This is a genomic window from Altererythrobacter sp. MTPC7, assembly GCF_042851395.1.
Taxonomy (GTDB): Bacteria; Pseudomonadota; Alphaproteobacteria; order Sphingomonadales; family Sphingomonadaceae; genus CAJXSN01.
Genome location: NZ_BTGS01000002.1, coordinates 64,058 through 85,658, shown reverse-complemented (window position 1 = coordinate 85,658; position 21,601 = coordinate 64,058). Strand labels below are relative to the sequence as shown.

At 63.9% G+C, this 21,601-nt stretch carries 19 protein-coding genes; 10 read left to right on the top strand and 9 right to left on the bottom strand.

Translation table 11 applies throughout. The annotated features are described in order from the left end of the window. Together ACGHJ7_RS02170 and ACGHJ7_RS02165 are read left to right on the top strand one after the other, a co-directional pair. Complete coding sequence (locus ACGHJ7_RS02170; protein ID WP_390474238.1) at positions 1-726, top strand: ABC transporter ATP-binding protein; 726 nt, start codon at positions 1-3, stop codon at positions 724-726. Continuing rightward, complete coding sequence (locus tag ACGHJ7_RS02165; protein WP_390474236.1) at positions 723-3,260, top strand: ABC transporter permease; 2,538 nt, start codon at positions 723-725, stop codon at positions 3,258-3,260. Before ACGHJ7_RS02170 ends, ACGHJ7_RS02165 begins: the two co-directional genes overlap by 4 nt. Here the strand turns inward: ACGHJ7_RS02165 and ACGHJ7_RS02160 are convergent. Together ACGHJ7_RS02160 and ACGHJ7_RS02155 are read right to left on the bottom strand one after the other, a co-directional pair. Then, positions 3,257-3,634 carry a DUF805 domain-containing protein gene (locus ACGHJ7_RS02160; protein ID WP_390474234.1) on the bottom strand — a complete coding sequence of 126 codons (378 nt, stop codon included), beginning with the start codon at positions 3,632-3,634 and terminating at the stop codon, positions 3,257-3,259. The genes ACGHJ7_RS02165 and ACGHJ7_RS02160 overlap by 4 nt on opposite strands. A gap of 201 nt (positions 3,635-3,835) precedes the next feature. Then, positions 3,836-6,541 carry a TonB-dependent receptor gene (locus tag ACGHJ7_RS02155; protein WP_390474232.1) on the bottom strand — a complete coding sequence of 902 codons (2,706 nt, stop codon included), beginning with the start codon at positions 6,539-6,541 and terminating at the stop codon, positions 3,836-3,838. A 287-nt stretch (positions 6,542-6,828) separates the two neighbouring features. On the opposite strand from ACGHJ7_RS02155, the gene typA reads away from it, so the two are divergent. From typA to ACGHJ7_RS02130, 5 genes are read left to right on the top strand one after another with little or no spacing between them, the layout of a single operon-like run. Further along, entirely contained in the window at positions 6,829-8,649 is a 1,821-nt protein-coding gene (typA, locus tag ACGHJ7_RS02150; protein ID WP_390474230.1) for a translational GTPase TypA, read from the top strand. Positions 8,650-8,703: 54 nt separating this feature from the next. Next, positions 8,704-10,749, top strand: coding sequence for a pilus assembly protein TadG-related protein (locus ACGHJ7_RS02145; RefSeq protein WP_390474228.1), 2,046 nt, complete (start codon positions 8,704-8,706; stop codon positions 10,747-10,749). Continuing rightward, complete coding sequence (locus tag ACGHJ7_RS02140; RefSeq protein ID WP_390474226.1) at positions 10,746-11,363, top strand: TadE/TadG family type IV pilus assembly protein; 618 nt, start codon at positions 10,746-10,748, stop codon at positions 11,361-11,363. The genes ACGHJ7_RS02145 and ACGHJ7_RS02140 overlap by 4 nt, the downstream gene beginning before the upstream one ends. Next, a complete protein-coding gene (locus ACGHJ7_RS02135; RefSeq protein WP_390474224.1) occupies positions 11,360-12,052 on the top strand; it encodes a TadE/TadG family type IV pilus assembly protein in 693 nt (230 codons plus the stop codon). Before ACGHJ7_RS02140 ends, ACGHJ7_RS02135 begins: the two co-directional genes overlap by 4 nt. A 19-nt stretch (positions 12,053-12,071) precedes the next feature. After that, positions 12,072-12,566 (top strand): hypothetical protein, encoded by a 495-nt coding sequence (locus tag ACGHJ7_RS02130; protein ID WP_390474222.1) that lies wholly within the window; start codon positions 12,072-12,074, stop codon positions 12,564-12,566. 65 nt (positions 12,567-12,631) lie between these two features. On the opposite strand, the gene ACGHJ7_RS02125 is transcribed toward ACGHJ7_RS02130, so the two are convergent. Continuing rightward, the gene (locus tag ACGHJ7_RS02125) at positions 12,632-13,405 is read right to left on the bottom strand and encodes an SDR family NAD(P)-dependent oxidoreductase (RefSeq protein ID WP_390474220.1); all 774 of its coding nucleotides are present in this window, start codon (positions 13,403-13,405) and stop codon (positions 12,632-12,634) included. A 94-nt stretch (positions 13,406-13,499) separates the two neighbouring features. Beyond that, positions 13,500-14,258 (bottom strand): hypothetical protein, encoded by a 759-nt coding sequence (locus ACGHJ7_RS02120; protein WP_390474218.1) that lies wholly within the window; start codon positions 14,256-14,258, stop codon positions 13,500-13,502. Here ACGHJ7_RS02120 and ACGHJ7_RS02115 point away from each other — a divergent pair. Genes ACGHJ7_RS02115 through ACGHJ7_RS02105 form a run of 3 tightly spaced genes read left to right on the top strand, consistent with a single transcriptional unit; the run spans position 14,257 to position 16,804 of the window. Beyond that, positions 14,257-14,565 carry a hypothetical protein gene (locus ACGHJ7_RS02115; RefSeq protein ID WP_390474216.1) on the top strand — a complete coding sequence of 103 codons (309 nt, stop codon included), beginning with the start codon at positions 14,257-14,259 and terminating at the stop codon, positions 14,563-14,565. The two genes, ACGHJ7_RS02120 and ACGHJ7_RS02115, sit on opposite strands and share 2 nt — an antisense overlap. 11 nt (positions 14,566-14,576) lie before the next feature. Then, positions 14,577-16,046 (top strand): sodium/proline symporter PutP, encoded by a 1,470-nt coding sequence (gene putP, locus ACGHJ7_RS02110; RefSeq protein WP_390474214.1) that lies wholly within the window; start codon positions 14,577-14,579, stop codon positions 16,044-16,046. Between the two features lie 56 nt (positions 16,047-16,102). After that, positions 16,103-16,804, top strand: coding sequence for an extensin family protein (locus tag ACGHJ7_RS02105; protein WP_390474212.1), 702 nt, complete (start codon positions 16,103-16,105; stop codon positions 16,802-16,804). On the opposite strand, the gene ACGHJ7_RS02100 is transcribed toward ACGHJ7_RS02105, so the two are convergent. The 5 genes from ACGHJ7_RS02100 to ACGHJ7_RS02080 all read right to left on the bottom strand — a co-directional run bounded on the left by ACGHJ7_RS02100 (position 16,801) and on the right by ACGHJ7_RS02080 (position 21,583). Further along, positions 16,801-17,421 (bottom strand): response regulator transcription factor, encoded by a 621-nt coding sequence (locus tag ACGHJ7_RS02100; protein WP_390474210.1) that lies wholly within the window; start codon positions 17,419-17,421, stop codon positions 16,801-16,803. The genes ACGHJ7_RS02105 and ACGHJ7_RS02100 overlap by 4 nt on opposite strands. Before the next feature lie 179 nt (positions 17,422-17,600). Beyond that, the gene (locus ACGHJ7_RS02095) at positions 17,601-18,344 is read right to left on the bottom strand and encodes a peptidase (RefSeq protein WP_390474208.1); all 744 of its coding nucleotides are present in this window, start codon (positions 18,342-18,344) and stop codon (positions 17,601-17,603) included. A gap of 55 nt (positions 18,345-18,399) precedes the next feature. Then, complete coding sequence (locus ACGHJ7_RS02090; protein WP_390474206.1) at positions 18,400-19,215, bottom strand: transglutaminase domain-containing protein; 816 nt, start codon at positions 19,213-19,215, stop codon at positions 18,400-18,402. After that, positions 19,215-20,159: an alpha-E domain-containing protein gene (locus ACGHJ7_RS02085; protein WP_390474204.1), complete on the bottom strand. Its 945-nt coding sequence runs from the start codon at positions 20,157-20,159 to the stop codon at positions 19,215-19,217. The genes ACGHJ7_RS02090 and ACGHJ7_RS02085 overlap by 1 nt, the downstream gene beginning before the upstream one ends. Next, positions 20,159-21,583, bottom strand: a complete 1,425-nt coding sequence (locus ACGHJ7_RS02080; RefSeq protein WP_390474202.1) for a circularly permuted type 2 ATP-grasp protein — start codon at positions 21,581-21,583, stop codon at positions 20,159-20,161. Before ACGHJ7_RS02080 ends, ACGHJ7_RS02085 begins: the two co-directional genes overlap by 1 nt. Positions 21,584-21,601: the final 18 nt, after the last annotated feature.

Genomic DNA, 21,601 nt, shown 5'->3' with positions numbered 1-21,601 from the left:
GTGACCACTACCCCCGAAACAGACGCCGTGCGCGGCGCCGCCATATCCGCCCGCAACCTGACCCTGACGCTGGGACAGGACCGCCAGCCCGTCGAGATCCTGAAAGGTGTCGATCTCGATGTTGCGCCGGGCGAGGTGCTGGCACTGCTCGGCCCGTCTGGTTCGGGCAAGAGCTCGCTGATGGCGGTGCTGTCGGGGCTGGAACGCGCCACGTCCGGCTCCCTCACCGTGGCAGGCGCGGATTTCGCCGCCATGGACGAGGACGGCCTGGCGCAGGCCCGCAGGGGCCGTATCGGCATAGTGCTTCAGGCGTTTCACCTGCTGCCGACCATGACCGCGACCGAGAACGTCGCCACCCCGATGGAACTGGCTTCGATGACCGGCGTGCGTGACCGTGCACGGGACGAATTGACGGCCGTGGGCCTTGGCCACCGGCTCGACCATTATCCGACCCAGCTTTCGGGCGGGGAACAGCAGCGCGTCGCCATCGCCCGCGCCATCGCGCCGCGCCCGGAACTGATCTTCGCCGACGAACCGACCGGCAATCTCGACGCGGCGACAGGCGCCGAAATCGTCGACGTCCTGTTCGACCGCCGCGCACAGACAGGCGCGACGCTGGTCATCATCACCCACGATCCGGCACTGGCCGAACGCTGCGACCGGATCATCACGCTGGCCGATGGCCGCATTGCCACCGACACTGCCGACAACGGGACCGCCGCATGAGCGACCACGCCGCGGCGGGCGGTTTGTCATGGACCGCGGCCTGGACGCTGGCGCGGCGAGAGCTGAACCTGCGGTTCAAGGGCCTGCGCCTCCTGCTCGTCTGCCTGTTCCTGGGCACCGGGGCGCTCGCTGCCATCGGCACGCTGACGGGGGCCATCGACCGCGAGCTGGAAAATCGCGGGCAGGAACTGCTCGGCGGCGATCTGGAAGTCGAGATCTGGCAGCGCTCCCCCAATGCAGAGGAATTCGCGGCGCTCGCCCGCTATGGCGAATTGTCGACCGGCACCCGCCTGCAGGTGGTGGCCCGCAATGGCGAGAACACTGCCCCTGTCGGGCTGAAGGCGGTGGACGGCAAATATCCGCTCTACGGCGCGCTGACGCTGCAGGACGGGCGCACGGTCGGTGCCCCGCCCGCCGGGGAGGCGTGGCTCGGCCAGGGCGCGATGGACCGGCTGGACATCGCCGTAGGCGACACGTTCCGCGTCGGCACGGCGACCCTGCGCGCCGGCGGCGTGATCGATACCGAGCCGGACAAGTTGAGCGAAGGCTTCCAGCTCGGCCCGACCATCATCGTGGCCGAGGGTGTGCCGCAGGATGCGGGCCTGCTGCAGCCGGGCGCCATGTACCAGAGCAAGACGCGCATCGCCTTCACCGACCCCTCGCGCGATCCCGAGGCGGTGGAGGAGGAACTGACCGACGCGTTTCCGCTTGCCGGTTTCGACTTCCGCGACCGCGACCGCGCCAGCCCCGGCGCGGACCGCTTCGTCGACCGGATGGGCGAATTCCTGACGCTGGTGGGCCTAGCCGCGCTGGTCATTGCCGGGATCGGCATCGGCGGCGGCGTGTCCTCCTATCTCGAGGCGCGCCGTAGCAGCATCGCCACGCTGAAAGTGCTGGGCGCGACGAGCAGGGACATCACCCGCATTTACGGCCTCCAGATCGGGCTCGCCGCCGTGGTCGGCAGCCTTGCCGGACTGGCCGCCGGTCTCGCCATCACGCCCCTGCTGGGCATGGCACTGCAAGACCTCCTGCCGGTCGAGGGCGGCTTCGTTTTCGAACCCGGCGCGCTGTTGCTGGCGAGCGCATACGGCCTGCTGGTCGCGCTGGTTTTTGCCGCGACGCCGATCCTGCGCGCCCGCCGTTTTCCGGCGATGGCGCTGATGCGCGCCCGCACGTCCCCGCTGACACGCGACCGCACGGCACTGAAATGGGTCGGCGGAGGGCTCTTCGCTATCGTCGTGCTGGCGCTCGTCACATCGAACGATCCGCTGCTGGCCGGCGGTTTCCTGGCCGGGGCGGCGGCCATGCTGTTGCTGCTGGCAGGGCTGGGCATGGCCATACGCCACATCGCGCGAGCCGTGCCGCGTCCGGCGGACCCGCTGCTGCGCAATGCGCTGGCCAATCTGCACCGCCCCGGCACATCGACCGGCGCGCTGGTGACCGCGCTCGGCTTCGGCCTGTCCGCCTTCGTGCTGCTGGCCGCGATCCAGACCGCCATCGACGGCAATATCCGGAGCCGCGTCCCGGCCGAGGCGCCCGACTACTTCGTGCTCGACATCCCGCGTGACCAGGCGGAGGATTTCCGGTCCTTGGTCCGGGCGGAAGACGAGGACGCCGTTATCCGCACCGTCCCCGCCCTGCGCGGCTCCGTCACGGCTTACGGTCCGGAAGGCGACCTGACGCGGGTGGCGGACCTGGAGGAAATTCCCGACGGTGCATGGGCCCTGCGCGGGGAGCGCGGCCTGACCTATGCCGAGAACGTGCCCCCCGGAAACACCATCGTCGAAGGCGAGTGGTGGGGCCCGATGTGGCAGGGTGAGCCGCAGGTCAGCGTCGACGAGGAATTCGCCGCGGCCATCGACCTGCAGGTGGGCGACACAATCACCGTCGCCCTGCTGGGCGTGGAGCGCAGCGCGCGCGTTGCCAATCTGCGCCGGATCGACTGGGAAAGCATGGGCTTCAACTACGTGCTCGTCTTCAGCCCCAATGCGCTGGAGGATGCACCGCACAACCTTGCCGCGACCATAGAGCTGCCCAATACCGGCGATACCGGGCCGCTGCTGCGCGGTCTGGTCCAGACCTTCCCCTCCAGTTCCGTGATCGAGGTCGGCCAGGTGCTGGTGCAGGCGCGGGAGATACTGGGGCAGGTCGGCCTCGCCACGCTAGCCGCAGCCTCCGTCGCCGTGCTTGCGGGCCTTGCCGTGCTGCTGGGCGCGATTGCCGCCGCCCGGGCCGCGCGCACCTACGATACCGTGGTCATGCGCGTGCTGGGCGCGAGCCGCGGGCAAATCCTGTGGATGCAGTTCCTCGAATACGCCCTGCTGGCGCTGGTGCTGGCCGGGGTCGCGCTGGCCATCGGCAGCGCTCTGGCATGGCTGGTCGTCACCCAGCTGTTCGAATTCGACTGGCTGCCCGACTGGGGCGTCGTCCTCGCCGTGTTGGGGGCAGGCCTCGCCCTCGTGATCGGGTTCGCCATCCTCGGCTCCCTGCCACTTCTCAGGGCCAAGCCTGCCCAGGCGCTGCGCGCGCTTTAACCCGGCAGCGAGGCCTTCGGATCGGGTCCGTATTCGTTGGGACCGTCGGTGCCGTCCAGGCACATGAAGACCAGCACGATCAGCGTGCCGATAAACGGGATGAAGTTCAGCAGGACGAACCAGCCGCTGCGCCCCTGGTCGTGGAAACGGCGGACCTGTACCGCCAGCGACGGGATGAAGATCGCGAGCAGGAACAGCAGCGAGATCGGTCCGTAGGCATCGCCGATGGTCGCGCTGAGCCCGAGAATGGCCTCCACGATCCCGATGCCGACCGACACCGCGATGATGAAAAGCACGAACATCCAGTATTCCCGGCGCCGGGAGCGCCCGCTGAATTCGGCATAGCGTTTCAGCGGCAGTGTCATCCAGTCCATGTCAATTTCCCCCTCAGCATGCACCGCACCGCGCGGCGTGTCATGCGAAGGGCGAAGACTAGCTTCCTCCCGCAAAAGCGGAAGCGGGAAAATCGCGCCAGCCCGGCAGCGGTGCGCGTTCAGCGAGAACCTGCGATGAGGGCACGAAAAAGGGGAGCCGAAGCTCCCCTTCCCCGTCCAAGCCTTGAGAAAAGCCTGTCCTTAGAAACGATAGCGTGCCGTGACGCCGTAGGTGCGCGGCGCGTTCGGATAGCCCGAGATCGTGCCCTGCTGTGCCACACCGTCGAAGATCGTCGTCAGGTAACGCTCGTTCGTCAGGTTGCGGACATAGGCGCCCAGCTCGAAGCCGTTTTCCAGGGCCAGCGTCAGCGACGCGTTCACCTGGTTGACCTCGCGGCGGTAATCGCGCGCGATGGCCCGTGCCGGTGCGCCCGGATTGGCCAGCGAACTGTCGACGAAGGCCGGCAGGCCGTCGAGGATCTGCGTCGCGCTCTCGTGGTAATAGTCCACGCGCCCGATCAGCTGGTTGCCCGATGCGCCGAACTCGTGCGTGTAGGTCGCCGAGGTCGAGATCGTGTATTCCGGCACACCGGCGACCGACAGGCCGGTGAGGTCGCCCACGGCAGAGCCGGGGAAGCTGTCATACTTGCTGTCGAGATAGGTCAGCGCGAAGGTCAGCACGAGCGGATCGACCGGGTTGATGGTCGAATCGAACTCGAAACCCTTGACCGACTGCGAACCGGCATTGGCCAGTGCGAAGCCCGTGCCGGTGAAGGCGAAGGACTGGAAGCCCTCGATCGTCTGGTCGAACAGCGCGAGGTTGAAGCCGAGGCGATCGATCTGTGCCTTCACGCCGATTTCGTAGACTTCGGCTTTCTCCGGACCGGCGAAGCGCGAACCCGTCGACAGGTTCGGCACTGCGAGGCCGGCGTCGAGGATCGGCGAGGACGGTGCCAGGATCGTGCTGCCGAACGGACCCGGCGTGAAGTCCACGCCCGCCGGACGGCTGTCGCGCGACAGGTTGACCGAGCTTGCCTTGAAGCCCGTGGCGTAGGTCGCATAGACGTTGAACGCGTTGGAGATTTCGTAGGCTGCACGCAGGGTGTAGCTCCAGTCGTCGTCACGCGTCTGTCCGTCTTCGACCGCATTCGGCAGGGCCAGGAACGGCGGCAGGAACTGCAGCGCCTGCAGCGGCAGCAGCTGGTTGCACGCCGGGGGCGGTGCGGCTGCCGAACACGGCGTCGTCGCGATACCGGCGATCTGCTGGAAACCGGCCGGCGATGCGGCTGCGAACTGCTGGATGACGGTCGGCGTGACCGCGCTGACGGGGATCTGCAGGGCCTGCGCGATGCCGCCCACGATCACCGCATCGACGAAGTTCACCTGGCCCAGGGGGTCGAGCGACTGCTGCGACAGGGCAAAGTCCTTCTTGTCGTCGGTGTAGTTGAAGCCGCCGGTCAGCGTCAGGCGATCGGTGACTTCGATGTCGACCGTGCCGAAGATCGAGTACGATTCATTGTCCAGCGTGAAATTCTCGCGGGTGGTCGCACCCGGGGCGAAGGAACCGCCCACCGGCAGGCCCAGCGTCGTTTCCACGAAGCCCAGCGTGCCCGGCGTGCCGGCGCCCGCGACCAGGTCGAAGAACGTGCGGCTGGCCTGGCCGTTGTCCAGACCGCTCAGCTGCGTGATGTCTTCGTTGAAGTAGAAGCCGCCGAGCAGGAAGTTGAACGGACCGTCGAAATCGGAGGCGATACGCAGTTCCTGCGTGATCGTGTCGACCGACTGGTCGCGGAATTCATTGACGATGTCCGCGCTGGAGAAGTCTACGTCCTGCTGGTTGAAGCTGCGCAGTTCGCGATAGGCACTGATCGAGGTCAGCGTCAGCGCGCCCAGCTCGAGATCCGCCTGCAGCGAGCCGCCGTAGTTCTCGATGTTGTTTTCCGGCAGGACGTTCAGGAACGCCTGGTCGGAGAACACGTCTTCCACGCCGACCGCGCCGCCGACTGCGAACAGCAGCGGGGTGGTGGCTCCGGCGCGGACATTGCCGGCATAGCAGCACAGCTCGTCGATCTTGGAGTAGTCGCCGATGGCGCGCAGGCGGAGCGGGCCGCCATTGTCGAACAGCAGCTGGCCGCGAACGACGTAGCGGTCACGCTCGTTGATGTCCTCGTCCAGGTTCACGACATCCACGTAGCCGTCGCGCTTGTTGTAGGTGCCGTCGAGCGAGAAGGCGACCGAGTCGGACAGCGGGCCCGTCACGTCGGCCTTGGCCACGATCTGGTCGAAATTGCCGTAGGTCAGGCTGACCGAACCGCCGAAGTCGAACTGCGGCTCGCGCGTGACGACCGAGATGACGCCGGCACTGGCGTTCTTGCCGAACAGGGTGTTCTGCGGACCGCGCAGGACTTCGATCCGCGACACGTTGGCGAGGTCGTTGATCGACGAGGCCGAACGCGAGCGGAAGACGCCGTCGATGAAGACACCGACCGACGGCTCGATGCCGAAATTGTTGGCGCCGTTGCCGAAGCCGCGGATGATGAAGGTGGTGTTGGCCGCGCTCTGCAGCTGGCTAACGCGCAGCGACGGGGCGACGGTCTGCAGGTCGCCAAGATCGCGGATTTCCGCGCGCTCCAGCGTTTCGCCGCTGGTGACACTGACGGAGACCGGCGTTTCCTGCAGCGTGGTCGCACGCTTGGTCGCGGTCACGATGATCACGTCGTTTTCGTTGGCGGTTTCTTCCATGCCGGTGAAGGCGTCGCCATCGTCGGGACCACCTGCCTCGATCGCGGCATCGGCTTCAGCCTGGGGGGACTGGGCGAGCGCGGCTGCGGGGAAGGCGATGGAAGCAGCACCTGCCAGAAGGGCAAAGCGTGCGGTTCCGGCAAGGCCGGTAGTCATGGATTTCATCAATGGGTTCCTCTCCGAACGAAGCGCCGGACAGCGGACCGTTTCGTCCGCAAGACGCTGCATCTGTGGCCTTTAGTGGGTGCGGCGGAACCGCTCAAGCAGTCTCAAAGCCGCAGAGTCACGGGATTTTTCAGGTGTGGCATTGCGGCCACACAGGCACATTGCGGCGTTCGCAGGTGCAGCACAGCTTGTCCTGCCCCGCCCTAGCTTGTAATGGGCCCCCGCACGGCGCGCTCCCTCCACCCGGTCGCGCGCACCCCCTGATCCGTTTCCCTACGAGAAAACCCATGTCCCAAGCGCTTCGCAACGTGGCGATCATCGCCCACGTCGATCACGGTAAAACCACCCTCGTCGACCAGCTTTTCCGCCAGTCCGGCACGTTCCGAGAGAACCAGCGGGTCGAGGAACGGGCCATGGATTCCGGCGACCTGGAAAAGGAACGCGGGATCACGATTCTCGCCAAATGCACCAGCGTCGAATGGAACGGCACGCGCATCAACATCGTCGATACGCCCGGCCACGCCGATTTCGGCGCCGAGGTGGAGCGTATCCTGTCGATGGTCGACGGCGTCATCCTGCTGGTCGACAGCGCGGAAGGCGCGATGCCGCAGACCAAGTTCGTCACCGGCAAGGCGCTGGCCCTGGGCCTGAAGCCTATCGTGGTCGTCAACAAGATCGACCGCCCCGACGGCCGCCCGCAGGAAGTGCTGGACGAGGTGTTCGACCTCTTCGTCAGCCTCGATGCCAATGACGAACAGCTCGACTTCCCCACGCTCTACGCGTCGGGCCGCGACGGTTATGCGGGCGAAACCGACGACGTGCGCGAAGGCAGCCTGGAACCGCTGTTCCAGCGCATCGTCGAGCACGTGCCCGCCCCGGGCCTGGACGAAAGCGGACCGTTCAGCTTCCTCGCCACCCTGCTCGACCGCGACAATTTCATGGGCCGCGTGCTCACCGGCCGGGTCCAGTCGGGCACGGTCAATGTCAACGATCCGATCCACGCGATCGACCGCGACGGCAATGTGATCGAGACGGGCCGTGCGACCAAGCTGATGAGCTTCGACGGGCTCGACCGCGTGCCGGTCGAAAGCGCGAAGGCCGGCGACATTATCGCGCTGGCGGGCCTCGAAAAGGCGACCGTTTCGAACACCATCGCCGATCCGTCGGTGAAGGAAGCGATCGAGGCACAGCCGATCGATCCCCCCACCCTCGCCATGCGCTTTGCGGTGAACGATTCGCCGCTGGCGGGCCGCGAAGGCGACAAGGTTACCAGCCGCATGATCCGCGACCGCCTGAACCGCGAGGCGGAAACCAATGTCGCCATCCGCGTGACGGAAGCCGACGACAAGGACAGCTTCGAAGTCGCGGGCCGCGGCGAATTGCAGCTGGGCGTCCTGATCGAGACGATGCGCCGCGAGGGCTTCGAACTCGGCATCAGCCGTCCGCGCGTCCTGTTCCGCGAGGAAAACGGTCAGCGCATGGAGCCGTATGAAACCGTCGTCATCGACGTGGACGACGAGCATTCGGGCACGGTCGTGGAGAAGATGCAGCGCCGCAAGGCAGAGCTGACCGAAATGCGCCCCAGCGGCATGGGCAAGACCCGCATCACCTTCAGCGCGCCCAGCCGCGGCCTGATCGGCTATCACGGGGAATTCCTGTCCGACACGCGCGGCACGGGCATCATGAACCGCCTGTTCGAGAAATACGACGTCTACAAGGGCCCGATCGAAGGCCGCCAGAACGGCGTGCTGATCTCTATGGTGCCGGGTGAAGCCGTCCCCTATGCGCTCAATGCGCTGGAAGATCGCGGCGAGCTGTTCATCGGCGGCGGCGCGAAGATCTACGAAGGCATGGTGATCGGCGAGAACGCCAAGCCGGACGATCTCGAAGTCAACCCGATGAAGTCGAAGCAGCTGACCAACTTCCGCTCCACCGGCAAGGACGACGCTATCCGCCTGACGCCCCCGCGCGTCATGACGCTGGAACAGTCCATCGCCTATATCGACGACGACGAGATGGTCGAAGTCACCCCGCAGAGCATCCGCCTCCGTAAGGCGATCCTCGACCCGCACGAGCGCAAGAAGGCAAAGCGCGCATCGGGCAACTGATCGCGCGCAGACGGCACACTTTTTGGTAAGGTTTCGTCCCTAAATCACCTGGTCATGAGCAGGGACCGGACAGGGGCAGACGGGGCGAAAGCGTCGCGGCGTTCGAATGCGCTGTTGCGTTCGCTCGTGCGTGACAAGCGCGCGAATACGCTGGCTATCGGAGCGGCTGCCATTCTGCCGATCATCGGCGTGATCGGGGGCGGCGTGGACGCCAGCCGGATGTATCTGGCCCAGTCGCGTCTTCAGCAGGCATGCGATGCGGCGACGTTGGCAGCGCGCAAGAAGCTGGCCGGTGACAGTATTACCGGCGGCGTGATCCCTACCGAGATCGAGGATCTTGCTGACAATTTCTTTGAGGTCAATTTCACGCAGGGAATGTACGGAACGGGGACGACGACCTACGAATTGTCTCACGCCAGCGGTACCCGGCTTGACGGCACGGCACAGACGAGCGTCCCCGTGACGCTGATGAAGGTATTCGGGTTCGATAACATCGAGCTGGACGTCGATTGCAGCGCCGACCTCAACCTGCCCAATATCGATATTTCGCTGGTTCTCGACATGTCGGGGTCGATGAACGATCTGAACGAAGGCGTAAGTCAGATCGACGCGCTCAAGTCCGCCGTATTTGCGTTCTATGACGAGATCATGGCCGTGGCCCCTGCCGATGCTCGCGTGCGCATCGCAATCGTTCCGTACAATTCCAACATGAATGTCGGGAATATCCTGAACGATCTCAACGCAGATTATCTGGCCGATACGCACCAATACCAGACGCGCGAAGCCAATTTCGAAACCGTGATGACCGACCCGGGGTCGCCTGCCGTGCCGGGTGAGCCTGCGACCCCCGACAGGGAAGAACTCTATTCCGATCAGCGCGAACTGGTAACGCGCGACAAGGGGAATCTCGGCAGTTCGACCTTGTTCGATTACGCTTGGTCGAACGACCCCAACCATTCGACTTACGGCTCGGCTGCCTGCAACGCCTATGACGGGACCTATACGGTCAATGGCGAGAAGTGGGTCATCAGCGACGACGATTACTACCGGAACTATTTTCGCGACGGATACGGGCGATATTACGGCGCCTGCGAAGCGCGCGTGCGCAAGTACAGGGTTATCGAAGGTTCTCCTGCCAAACCCGGGAAGCCTGCGGTTCCCCCGACTTACGAGACCCGTTTCAAGGATTACACCTTCGCGGAAACTACCCTCGACACGTCGTCTTTCAAGAAATTCGAAACCGTAACGCAAGTTATGAAGGCTGACGGAACGCCTTTCCGGTTCAGGAATACATTCCCCCCCCAGACCTGGGACGGATGTATCGAAGAAGCGACGACCGTCGCGACGACGGACTTCGATCCGATCCCGGCGGGTGCCTATGATCTGGACATCGACCTCGTCCCTGATTCAGCCAATAAGAATACTCAGTGGCGGCCGCTCTGGAACGCGATCACGGAAGACCGGAACCAGAAGGACCCGGTAACCACGACCAATTCGAAGGCGGTGCCAAGCAGTTGGCAGCGCAGGGACAATGTCTGCCCGCCTCGTGCGTACGCGCTATCCGAATACAAGTTGAGCGGCACCGATCGCAACACGGTGTTCGAAAACCGCATCAATGCGCTGACCGCCGGCGGCAGTACGATGCACGATCTCGGCGTTCTGTGGGGTGCACGCCTGCTCTCTCCCGACGGCATATTCTCCAGCACCAACAGGACTGCCCCCAACGGCGATCCGATTATCCGCCACATGATCTTCATGACAGACGGCGCGATGTCGCCAGGCCCTTACTGGCAGAACGCCTATGGCAACCCGGACATGGATGGTCATCTCGCCGGGTTCAAAGACGGTACGGCAAAATGGCGTGACGATTGGGACGGTATCGCTGCAATCCACAATGCTCGCCTCGATGCTATTTGCGAACAGGCCAAGAACAAGGGCATCACGATCTGGACCGTCTCGTTCAACAACCCCCTGAACAATCACACCCGCGGCTGCGCGAGCGACGAGAGCCGTGCAATGACGGCCGACAACCAGACCACGCTGATCACACGTTTCCGCACGATCGCAACAAGCATCGCGGAGCTGAGGCTGGTCGAATGACGCGCAGGTTTGCTCACGCATACGGGTCCGGTCTGCGCAGGCTGGCGAACGACGAAACCGGCGCGACGCTGACGGAGTTCGGCTTCGTTGCACCGATCCTTTGCCTTATGCTGGTCGGCCTGTTCGATTTCGGTTTCCAGATCTATGCCAAGACCGTGATGCAAGGCGCCCTGCAGCAATCGGCCCGCAAATCGACACTCGAACCGACGATCACCACGACCGATGCTCTCGACGCTGCCGTCAGGCAGGACATCAAGCTCATCGTGCCGGACGCGAAAATCGATTTCGAGCGCAAGAATTACGCGACATTTGCCAATGTCCAAAAGCCCGAGGATTACATCGATACCAACGGCAACGGCGTTTGCGACAACGGTGAGCAGTTCGACGATGTCAACGATAACGGGACCTGGGATGCCGATCGCGGCAAGAGCGGGCTTGGCGGTGCGCGGGATGCGGTGCTCTATACCGTAACCGCGCAATACGACCGGATGTTTCCGCTCGACACGTTCATCAACGTGCCCAAGAAAATCTCCGTGACCGCGTCGACTGTCCTGCGCAACCAACCCTATGACGGACAGCAGGAACGCCCCGTCGTGCTGGGCAATTGCACATGAGATTGTCCGAACGCCTTTCCATCATGGGCCGGAACATCCGGCTGGGCCTGCGCGATGCATCCGGCCTTGCCATGGTCGAATTCGCGATGCTCGCGCCAATCCTGGCGCTGGTGGGCGTGAGCGGGATCGAACTGTCCAATTATGCGATAACCAATTTGCGCGTCAGCCAGGCGGCCATGCATATTGCCGACAACGGTTCGCGCATCGGTGACCGGGACGCTCTCAACGCGCAGAAAATCTACGAAGCCGACATCAACGATATCCTTCTGGGCGTGGATCTGCAGGCGGGCGCGGAGATCGAGCTTTTCGAAAACGCCCGTGTCATCATCAGCAGCCTGGAACAGAACAGCGATGGCGGCCAGTGGATCCACTGGCAACGCTGCATGGGCGAGCTGGAGGTCGATTCCGCCTACGGACCGGAAGGCACCGGCTCGAGCGGTACCGCCTTTGCCGGCATGGGCAAGACGGGTCAGGAAATCACCGCCTCGCCCAACCAGGCGGTGATCTTCGTGGAGATCATCTACGAATACGAACCCCTGATCGACCTGGAACTGGCGACCCGTTTCCTGTCGAAGGAATATATCCGCACCCATTCCGCATTCAACGTACGCGGCACACGTGACCTGTCTGGCGTCTATCCGTCCCCCGGACTGCCCGTGCGCACATGCGACACCTATTCGGCGTCCTGATCGGAAAGAAGGGGTTTCGATGAATCCGAAATACTGGTTGTCCTTCGTCGCCATTATCGCTCTGGCCGCCATGTTGATTGCCGGCGAGAATTCGACTGTGTCAACCATAGCCGCGTCCGACGATGTGTCGTTCACATCGTCGAAAAAGGTCAGCGCCGATGCCTCTGCCCGGGCGCAAGATCCAGACTCCCGAACGGGGCGGCTCAATTATCGTCAGCCGGACACAAGCAATGCACTGCTCGACGATTTTTACGGGCCGGACGAAGACGGCGGGTTTGCGGATGATCGTTTTCGCGACAGGGCAGACACTGCGTTGGAGGATTCCCAGAACGACCCGGTCCCCGGGCGAAGGACCACCGCTCCCACTTCATCGCGATCCACGCAGACTTCCCCGCGTCCAACCAGTTCTGCGCGTGCGCAATCCCCCCCTTCGCCCAGCGGTTTCCGTTCGAATGGTCCGCCAGCCGAGCCCATCATCCTGAAATCGCCGCCGCCGGCTCTCCTAGATTTGTAGGCTACCGGAGGCCCGCTTGCTGTCCTTCAGCACGCGGTTGGCAACACCCCCGGTCCCCATTTCGCTCACTTGAAAGCGAGGAAGTTGGGCTGGCCATTGCTGGCATTGACCCCGCCATCGACCGGCAGGTTCACGCCCGTCACCATGCGCGCATCGTCGCTGGCGAGGAACAGGATGGGCCCGGCGATATCGTCCGCTTCTGCCGGAGCGCCCAGCGGCATCCGGCGGTTGAACGCTTCCATCAGGTCGTCATTGTCGCCCATACCATCGGTCATCTCCGACCGGGTGAAGGAAGGGCACACGGCGTTGACGCGGATCTTCTTGTTGCCCAGCTGCAGCGCCAGCGCCCTGGTCAGGTTCGATACCGCACCCTTCGACGCGTTGTAGATCGGCATCGACCAGTCGCCGCCCAGCCCCGACACGCTGGATGTGTTGACGATGGACCCTTTGGTCTTCGCCAGTTCGGGAATGGCCGCGCGGCACATATACATCGTGCCCTTCACATTGATGTCGATCACCTTGTCGATGTCGTCATTGCTGGCCTTGCGCATCATGCCCGCGGCGGCCACGCCGGCATTGTTCACAAGCACGTCGAGCTGGCCGAAATGCTCGATCGTGCGGGCGATGATAGCCTCTGCCATGTCGGGATCGGAAATGCTCCCCTCCATGATCAGGGTGCGGTCCTCGTCCAGGTCCTTCGCGACCTTTTCCAGGTCGTCGCGGCTGCGGGAATTGAGAACGACATTCGCGCCTTCCGCGGCGAAGCGGCGCGCAGTCGCCTCTCCGATGCCGGAGGACGAGCCTGTTACGATGACGGTCTTGCCGGTGAAACGGTTCATGCGGGAAATCTCCTTGATGGGGTGTTCCCTGTCGCAACGGACCGGCGTTGGAATGGGTCCGGCGCGGGTCGGCGCCGTCCACAGGGGGGCGTGCTCAGCGCACCAGGTAGACTTCCGAAAGGACCAGCGCCGAATAAAGGGCAGCGCCGCCCAGGAACGGCAGGAAGCGGCTGGCCGCTTCCTCCGGCAGCTCTTCTTTCATCACCACCAGGATGATCGCCCCGCCGACAAAGGCGAACAGGCATCCGATCGCGAGTTCGGGCAGTTCGAGGAACAGGCCCGTCACCCAGCCGCCCAGCGTGGCGGCCACCAGCACCCAGCGCCCGCGCCGGTCGTAAAGTTCGGGATGGTCGGCCCTCGCCCCGAAATCGGCTGTCACGAAATGCAGCAGCAGCGCGCCGAAGAACAGCGCCAGCCCGGCCAGTGTCGGGTCCTCCCGGTGGTTGAGGAGATAGGCGACGACGAAGATCAGCGTGCTGCTGGCCGCGATATGCAGCCAGAATATGCCGTGTTCCGGCCGGTCGCGCCCCTCCTGCGATCGCCGCTCGTCCCGGCTGACGACAATGGCCCTCTCCAGCCCGTAGAACAGCACCAGCCCTGCCAATGCCAGCGTATAGACCATGCTTTCCGCAAGCTTCGTGGAAACGCCGGTCGCCTGCGTGAAGGTCGCGCCGTGGGCTGCAAGTTCGGGCAGGATGTGCAGGAAGACGTAGCCCACGGCCACACCGCCGGCGAAGCTGAGCCAGGCGCTGCGCGGCTCCACGTCGAGGAAGCGCAGCCGTCCGACGAAGAGGTGAACCAGCGAGAAGGCCACGGCCATCGCAGCGGTCAGCAGGGTCGGGGAAAGGTCCATGGCCGCCTGCCTAACGCAGCCGGGCGCCGGCGGACAGGGGGCGCAGAGGGCGACGAAACAATTTTCCTACACCGACTTCACCTGCCATGAAGTGGCCATGGACGAGGCGCGCTTTCCTTTTCTCCCACGCGATGTGTCAACTTCGCCAGAAAGCGGTTTTCATCGCCATGTCAGGCACTTGAAGCGCCACATCGCGATTTTGCAGTGTCGCCTTTGTCAACTTCGCACCGGCCGCCATGCGCTCGCAGAAGCGATCCCCGTCGCCCTCGGCCCCGCTCCGGTGGCCATGACGCGGTCTTTTTGGTAGCGCGCGGCCACATGCAGACCGGAACACTCATTTCACTTGCCGCCTATTTCATCCTTATGCTGGGCATCGGGCTCTATGCCTGGCGCAAATCGACGGAGGACAGCGAGGGATACCTGCTGGGCGGACGCAACCTGCACCCTGCGGTCGCCGCGCTGAGCGCCGGGGCAAGCGACATGTCGGGCTGGCTGCTGCTGGGCCTGCCGGGTGCGCTCTACGCCGCGGGCCTCGTGGAGGCATGGATCGGCATCGGCCTGTTCGCCGGCGCGGTCGCCAACTGGATCATCGTCGCCCCCCGCCTGCGCCAGCAGACGGAGGAACTGGGCAATGCGCTGACCATCCCGCAGTTCCTCGCCAACCGCTTCCCGGACAAGGCGATCGCGCTACGCGTGGTATCGGCCATCATCATCGTGCTGTTCTTCACGGTTTACACCGCCGCCGGCCTCGTCGGCGGGGGCAAATTGTTCGAGACCGCCTTTGCCGGTTTGCTGCCCGATGCAGGCATGAGCGATTACATGCTGGGCATCTGGATCACGGCGGGCGTCGTCCTCGCCTACACCATGATCGGCGGTTTTCTGGCCGTCAGCCTGACCGATTTCGTGCAGGGCTGCATCATGGTGGTTGCGCTCGTCATCATGCCGCTGGTCGTGCTGACGGGCGGAACCGACCTTGCACTGGCGGCAGAGGCGGCGCGCGCGGCAGGCAATGCGAATTACCTGAACCTGTTCAGCGGCCTGACCCTGATCGGCTGGCTCAGCGCGGTGACATGGGGCCTCGGCTATTTCGGGCAGCCGCATATCATCGTGCGCTTCATGGCGGTGCGCAGCGTCGCCGATGTGAAGGTGGCGCGCAATATCGGCCTGTCGTGGATGCTGGTCGCCCTGATCGGGGCCATCGGCGTCGGCATTGCAGGCCGCGCCTATGCCGAGGCGAACGGTGTCGTGGTGGAGGACCCGGAAACGACCTTCATCGTCCTGGCGACCCTGCTGTTTCACCCGCTCGTTACCGGCTTCCTGCTGGCCGCGCTGCTGGCCGCGATCATGAGCACAATCAGCTCGCAATTGCTGGTCAGCTCCAGCTCGCTGACGGAAGACTTCTACCGCCTGTTCCTGCGCAAGGAAGCCAGCGAGCGCGAGGCGGTGAATGTCGGCCGCATCGCCGTTCTGCTGGTGGCGCTGGCGGCCATCGCGATTGCCGCCGATCCGGAAAGCGAAGTCCTGGGGCTGGTGGCCAACGCATGGGCAGGCTTCGGCGCGGCGTTCGGGCCGCTGATCCTGTTCGCCCTCACTTGGAAACGGATGACCGGCGCGGGCGCGGTGGCCGGCCTCGTGACGGGCGCAGGCGTGGTGATGGCGTGGATTGCGCTCGGCTGGAACGGCGCGTTCCTCGGCGGACCGGGCGTCTACGAAATCATACCGGGCTTCATCGCATCGAGCCTCGCCATCTGGCTGGTCTCGAACGCGACGCGGCGGGTAGGCAGTTGAGCAGCGCTGGGAGGGGTTAGGCCGCCATTAAGGCCGGGGCCTTCATCTAAAGGGCGATGGACGGTCGGTTTCCCCTCGTAGCGCTTGCCGCGCTCTCCTTGGTCGCCTCGGGCTGCCAGGTCCTGCCGGAAAGGCAGGGGGACAGGAGCGAGCGGCGTCTTCCTCCACCGATCGACCGCTCCGGTTCGGGTCAGGGCGTAGTGCCCACCACCTCGGACAGCGACCGGAAATGCCTCGGCAATCTCGCCGCCAGCGGGGCCCGGTTCACGCGCATCTCCAACCGCAGCGACGGTCCGGGCTGCTATTTCTCCGGCGGGCTGTCGCTGACCGAATTGCAGGGCGACCGGAGCCGGTTCACGGTGACCAATGTGCGGGCGGTCCAGTGCACGGCGGCGAATGCCCTGTCGGGCTGGGCGCGCTACGGCGTCGACCGGGCTGCGCGCGAATATCTCGGCAGCGGCCTTGCCAGGATAGAAACCATGGGCAGCTACGCCTGCCGCAACGTCGCAGGCACATCGCGCCGGTCCGGTCATTCGCGCGCAGAGGCGATCGACATCGCCGCCTTCGTGCTGGAGGATGGCAGGCGGGTGTCGGTCCTCGACCACTGGAACGGCGGCTCGGCAGCGGAACGGCGGTTCCTGCGCCGCATCCAGGAAAGCGCGTGCAAGCGCTTCGGCACCGTCCTCGGCCCGGACTACAACGCCGCCCACCGCGATCACTTTCACGTCGAGACGGGTGGCGGGGGGTTCTGCCGCTAATAGGCGACGGGCGGCTCGATCTGGGCTTCCAGCCGCAACCGGACCGCTTCCGCTGCGTGGCGGGCACCCAGCTTGTGCATCATGTTCGCCCGGTGGATCTCGACCGTGCGCGGGCTGATGCACAATTGCCGTGCGATGGCCTTGTTGCTGCTGCCCTCACTAAGCCAGTCGAGCACTTCCCGCTCGCGATTGGAAAGCTGCGAAATGCGCCCCCTCGCCTCGACCTTGCGTCTCCTGAGCGCGGATTCGCGCTGCACCTCCCCGCCCAGCCGGTCGAGCGTCGCACCAAGGCGCTGGCGATCGATCGGCAAGGGCAGGTAATCGAGCGCGCCGGCCTTCATCGCAGAGACGATCCGCCCAGTCGAAGGCGCAAGATCCGTGGCGATAGCCGGCAACCAGACGCCGTTCATGACGAGGGTTTCGGACGCGGCGATGAAACCACCGTCTCGTGGATTGTCCCGCACGACCAGCAGGCCTTCGCGCGGTGGCCGCTCGCAAAGTTCCGAGATGGAGCTGTAGACCTCCGCATGGTGGCCCAGGGCGAAACCGGTGCGGGCGAGTTCTGCCCGGACCCGGACGTCGGCATCGACGCAGTGAAGTATTAGCCGTTTTTCCATAGCGGCCATCATCGCGGATCGGTCAGACTTGCCAATTCGTATTAGCACCATGGCCGAACTAGATGGCTGTGATTGCTCGACAAATCACGATATTCCGCGCATTTCCCGGATCGGAAAAGGTCCGAATTGGCGAAGTATCTCTAGATAGTTGCGCGTAGGGGCGCACCGCCCAAGGGGAATTACTTATTGTAAAAAGTATAGTCGGGTAGCGAGTGAAAGGCTTCCCTCAGCGCATCGCCCCATCTCGATGAAATCGCTTCGAAATACGGGTCGTCCGCCGTAATGCGCCGTTCGTGCGTGGGTTCGTATTTGTCACGCTCGATCACCATCAGGTCGAGGGGCAGGCCGACGGACAGATTGGCCTTCAGCGTGGAATCGAAAGATACCATCAGGAGCTTCACCGCATCTTCGAAGCTCATCTCGCGGTCGTATCCGCGAAGGATGATCGGCCGGCCGTATTTCGTCTCGCCTATCTGGAAGAACGGCGTCTCGAGACCCGCCTCGATGAAATTGCCTTCGGGATAGATGTGGAACAGGCGCGGCTCCATTCCCGCAATCTGTCCGGCGAGGATGATCGAGGCGGTGAACCGGCCCTTGCCGCGAACGCCATTGGCATCCTGCCGTTCCTGCACGGTTGCGCGCAGAAGCTTGCCAATCTCGGTCGCGACCATGAACATGGTGGGGAGCTGGAGCAGCGAATTGCTTCGATCGTCAGGCGTTTTCGTGCGCTCTTCCAGCTGGCTGACCACCGCTTGCGTGGTTGCCAGATTGCCGGCGGTCATCACCGCCAGCATTCGCTCCCCCGGCACCTGCCAGTGGAACATCTTTCGGAAGACGGAAATGTTGTCGACCCCCGAATTGGTGCGGGTGTCGCCCATCAGGACGATCCCCTTGTCGATCATCATTCCGACACAATATGTCATACAGGGCTTCGCCTCTCTTCGACCGGTGCGATGGCACCGATAATTCGGGGGGTGGTTACTGTTCGACCTGCTGTTGTTCAACAGCAACGTCGACATGCAGCGAACTGGATAGTCCGCCGAAACTGATGCCGGTCACCGGGGCCGCATCGCGGTAATCGCGCCCCGTGGCGACACGGATATAACGGGGATCGGGACTGATCCGGTTCGATATGTCGAACCCGACCCAGCCCAGCCCGTCGATATGCGCTTCCGCCCAGGCGTGGGTAGCCTCCTGATCGATGCGGTCGTTCATCATCAGATAGCCGCTGACATAGCGTGCGGGGATATCGTGCGCACGGGCCGCACCGATGAAGATGTGGGCATGATCCTGGCACACGCCGCTTCCTTGCGCGGCGGATTCCTCTGCGGTGGTATGCACCTCGGTCTCGCCGATCCGGTATTCGACGCGGTCGGAAATCCGGCGGGACAGTTCGTGCAGGAAGTCCAGCCTGCCGTCTTCGGTGCATTCCAGTCCATCCAGCAGCTTGTTCACCTGCTCACCCGGCCGGGTAAGCCTGGTCTGGCCAAGGAAGCTCCATAGAGGCAGGTGGCCGGAATGGCGGCCGATCACGCCGAGATTGTCCTCGGTATCGACCTTGCCCTCGCACCTGACGATGACTTCGCGCACCCCCTGGTCGACCGCGACAAGGCTGACGGTGTTGTGGTGCTGGTCCTCGTATTCGAGCTCGCATTTCGCGTTCTCGAACGACATGTCCCAGGACAGGATCTCCTGCCCCTGTGTCGTCTTTGGTGTCAGGCGAAGCCGTTGCAGGGCGTGCACGACCGGCTCTTCGAAATTGTACCTGGTGGTATGTCGTATCGCGAGGCGCATCAGGCGTGGAACCTGTAGTCTTCGGCGATTGCCTCGGCAATCGCGGCGTTGGTGTTCATCGTATCGACGAGAAACTGGTGGAGGCCGACGTCGAATACGTCGTCCACGGTCTTGTCGGTCAGCCGCATATCCGCCTGCCTCATCAGTTCGTTACTGCGGCCCTCGTTCCGATGGAGCCGGGCGAGCGCGGCGAGTTCGTCGCGCAGGGCCGACTGGCAGAAAGCGATGGAGCGCGGGAAGCGCGCATCGAGCGTCAGGAATTCGACGATTCCCTTGGCATCGATATTCCCGGCGTTGAGCCAGCGAAATGCGCGGTCGCCGGAAACCGAACGCAGGACGGTGTCCCACTGCCCCGCATCGAGGCTGGAGCCGACATAGGAGAGGCTCGGCAAGAGAAGGTAATATTTGATGTCGAGGATGCGGGCGGTGCTGTCGGTCCGCTCCACGAACATTCCGGCGCGGGCGAAATGGAAGCCGGCATCGCGCAGCATGGAATCGCCTAGTGCGCCGTGGACGAGTGTCCCCGCCCGCCTGACCATGCCGAGCACATCGCCGAGTTGGCCCTGCCCGACTGGCTTCGCGAGAGCGGATTCGATCTGCATCCAGCTTTCATTGACGCTTTCCCACACCTCGCCGCTGATGGCGTTGCGCGCGACCCGCGCATTGGTGCGAACATTCTCCAGCATGGCCCGCACGGACATCGGGTTTTTCGGGTCGCGCAGGATGAAATTCCACGCCTGAACGCCGGTATAGGTCTCGTTATAGGTCTCGTAGGCGGGGCGCTGTCCGGCGGTCTGGATGACCGATCGCCATTCCTCCTCCGCCGTCACCAGGTCCCTGGTCAGCGACATGCGCAGGCCGGCGTCCAGCAGGCGGGCGGTATTCTCTGCCCGCTCGAGATAGCGGAACATCCAGAACAGTCCGTTTGCGGTGCGCCCCAGCATTATTCTTTCAACACCCACGTATCCTTGGTCCCGCCGCCCTGGCTCGAATTGACCACCAGCGAGCCTTCTTCCAGCGCCACGCGGGTAAGCCCCCCAGGGGTGATGTCGATGCCGTCCGGCGATACGAGTACGTAGGGACGAAGATCGACATGGCGCGGAGCCAAACCGGCTTCGGTAAAGATGGGACAGGTCGACAGCGACAGCGTCGGCTGCGCGATATACCCTTGCGGATTGGCCTGTATTTTCTTGCGGAAATCCTCGATCTCGGCCTTCGTCGATGTGGGGCCGATCAGCATTCCGTATCCGCCCGATCCGTGCACTTCCTTGACGACGAGCTCGCCCAGATTGTCGAGCACGTATTTCAGGCTGTCTTCCTCCGCGCAGCGCCATGTCTCGACATTGGGCAGCAGCGGTTTTTCGCCGGTATAGAATTCGACGATATCCGGCATGAAGGAATAGATCGCCTTGTCGTCGCAGACGCCGGTTCCGGGCGCGTTGGCGATGGTGATCCCGCCGGAACGGTAGACATCCATAATTCCCGGAACGCCCAGCATGGAATCCGGATTGAAAGTCAGCGGATCGAGAAATTCGTCGTCGACGCGGCGATAGAGGACGTCGACCGGTTCGTAACCGCGGGTCGTGCGCATCGTTACGCGGCCATCGACGACACGCAGGTCGCTGCCCTCGACCAGTTCCGCGCCCATCTGGTCTGCCAGGAAGGCATGCTCGTAATAGGCGCTGTTGTAGATGCCCGGCGTCAGCACGGCGACGAGCGGCTTGCCCTCGCATTTCGGCGGGGCGCAGGCGGCCAGGCTTTTTGCAAGGCGGCGCGGGTAGTTGGAGACGGTTTCGACCGGGACCTGCATGAACAGGTCCGGGAACATCGCCATCATGGTTTCGCGGTTTTCCAGCATATAGGATACGCCGCTGGGCGTGCGGGCATTGTCTTCCAGCACGAAGAATCCATCCGCCGTCCGCACGAGATCAATGCCCACGATATGCGTGTATACACTGCCCGGCGGCGTGAGGCCGACCATGTTCGACAGCCAGGCGTCGTTCTGGCGGAACAGGCGTTCGGGGATGCGGCCCGCGCGGATGATCTCCTGCCGGTGATAGAGATCGTACATGAAGGCGTTGAGCGCGCTGACACGCTGCTCGATGCCGCGCGTCAGCTTCCGCCAGTCGGCGGCGTCGATGACACGCGGGACCATGTCGAACGGGATCAGCCGCTCCTCCGCCTCGTCCTCGCCATAAACGTTGAAGGTGATGCCCGTGCGCCGGAACTGGTCCTCCGCATCACGGTGCTTGCGCTTGAGCAGATCGTTATCCTGCTGCTCGAACCAGTCGCAGTAAGACCGATAGGCAGGCCTTACCCCGCCATCGCCATTACGCATTTCATCGAAAGGCTTCGCGCCTTCGGCCATTAAACCCCCGGGACCTTG